This window comes from Marinobacter sp. S0848L, from assembly GCF_023016065.1.
In the GTDB taxonomy this organism is placed as follows: domain Bacteria; phylum Pseudomonadota; class Gammaproteobacteria; order Pseudomonadales; family Oleiphilaceae; genus Marinobacter.
In genome coordinates this window covers 1-1,589 of record NZ_JALKAQ010000027.1, presented here as the reverse complement: position 1 = coordinate 1,589, position 1,589 = coordinate 1, and the positions used below count along the sequence as shown (strand labels likewise).

Sequence of the window (1,589 nt, the reverse complement as noted above, 5' to 3'; positions counted from 1 at the left end):
CTTGATACTGATTGAGCCTTCTCCCCAGCCCGGCGGTTACCCGCTAAGCTGGAAGGCGACCAAGCACTACAAGGGAGAAGACTCATGAACTTTTACCATAGCACTCACCGTCACTATTGTGGAATCGACCTGCACGCCCGCAGCCTGTACGTTTGCATCCTCGACCAGCAAGGCGAGGTGCTGTTGCACAAAGAGATCAAGGCCCGACCGGAACCGCTACTGGCACTACTCGAACCCTTTCGAGATGACCTTGTGGTCGGTGTTGAATGCATGCACTGCTGGTACTGGATCTCGGATCTGTGTAAAGAACACGGCATCCACTTTATCCTGGGCCACGCCCTGTATATGAAGGCCATTCACGGGGGTAAAACCAAGAATGACCGCATCGATTCCTTCAAAATCGCCATGCTCATGAAGGGCGGCAACTTCCCGCTGGCCTACGTGTATCCCAAGGAGATGCGAGCAACCCGGGACCTGCTTCGCAGACGCACCCGCATCGTCCAGCACGGGGCCATGCTCAAGGCCCATGTGGTGAATACCACCAGCCAATACAACCTGCCGCCCAATAAGGTAAATCTAAAGAACGTCGGGGCCCGGGAACAAGTCCGGGCGACGTTTGTCGACCGGGATGTTCAACACAACATCGATCTCGACCTGGCCATCATCGAGTGCTATCACCGGGAACTCAGCAAGCTGGAAGAACACCTCGAACGGCAGGCCAAACAACACGACCCTACCTCCCTGAGTGTCTTGCGAACCATTCCTGGCGTAGGCCGCATTCTAGCCCTGACGATGCTCTACGAAATCGGCGACATCCAGCGATTTGAGACGGTGCAGAAATTTGCTTCTTACGCCCGGCTCATCAAGTGCAAAGCCGAGTCTGCTGGGAAAGTCTACGGCACTCAGGGCAACAAGATCGGCAACGCCCACCTGAAGTGGGCCTTCTCAGAAGCAGCGGTGCTGTACCTGCGGGGCAATGACAAAGCACAGCGCTACCTGCAGAAACTCCAGAAACGCATGAACAAACCCAAGGCGCTGTCCGCGCTGGCCCACAAGCTCGGCCGGGCCGCCTACTTCATGCTCAAGCATCAGAGGGTGTTCGATGAACAACGATTCCTAAAGGGTTAGTCACGCCACGGGGTGAGCATGACGTCTAACTGGATCAAACAGGATGATAACTGAAAGCCGGGTGTCTGCTGACTGGTACCTGATACCGAACCGGCTTTCTATCACCGTCGTTGAAGCCAGTCGCCTTGATTAGCCGCCCCGTGGGCGTGCCTTAATGCCATGAGCCAGTGCGCTTACACCGGCCCTGAGCCTGACGCTAACTGGAGCTACGCAGCCAGATCCTTGAATAGTGCCAGTGGCCGGTTAACCGATGAATGTCTGGTGCCCCTGACCCACCGATGGAACAACCGGTCAGGCTGTGGTCTAAAGCCACGTAAGAGAGCCCCTATATGTGTTTGCTGTAAGTGCCTGACAGCTCCGCGAGACTGACGAAGCAGGCGTTCTCGCTCATGGGTTTAGGTTGGCCGCTGGCGCGGCCAAAAAAATCACTATTGCCTATTGATTACGAGAAGGCTCATATG

Annotated in this window: 1 protein-coding gene; it reads left to right on the top strand. The window is 55.8% G+C overall.

Features of this window, described 5'->3' with window-relative positions; translation table 11 throughout:
• The first annotated feature begins 84 nt into the window (after positions 1–84).
• Positions 85–1,128 (top strand): IS110 family transposase, encoded by a 1,044-nt coding sequence (locus MWU64_RS15320; protein ID WP_247065342.1) that lies wholly within the window; start codon positions 85–87, stop codon positions 1,126–1,128.
• The last annotated feature ends 461 nt before the right edge of the window (positions 1,129–1,589 follow it).